The organism is Pseudomonas sp. 2822-15 (assembly GCF_002742515.1).
Classification (GTDB): Bacteria; Pseudomonadota; Gammaproteobacteria; order Pseudomonadales; family Pseudomonadaceae; genus Aquipseudomonas; species Aquipseudomonas salomonii.
Genome location: NZ_LJRY01000366.1, coordinates 1 through 255 on the forward strand (window position 1 = coordinate 1; position 255 = coordinate 255).

A 255-nucleotide genomic window follows, 5' to 3' on the forward strand; every position below is an offset into this window, starting at 1 on the left:
CAATATCTCGTTGAATGTTCCTTTGTTGTTCATATATGGATAGGGCCGTATTCGTTTCAGCATGTTCATCATGTAATTCAAGGTAACGGGACATTTGATCCATGATCACGATATTTTCTACAGGTAGATTAGGTACACTTCTAGATGCAAGATGATAAAGTGCCCTTATCTGAGTTTGGTCCATTCGATAGCCCGTCTGAAGATTTAACGTAATTGCCGCGGTTGCCTCTTGCCCCTGATCTGACAACCAGATAC

1 pseudogene is annotated in these 255 nt (G+C 41.6%); it reads right to left on the reverse strand.

The window, feature by feature from the left end:
* A pseudogene (locus AOA59_RS28780) lies at positions 1–255 on the reverse strand (hypothetical protein); the annotation flags it as partial.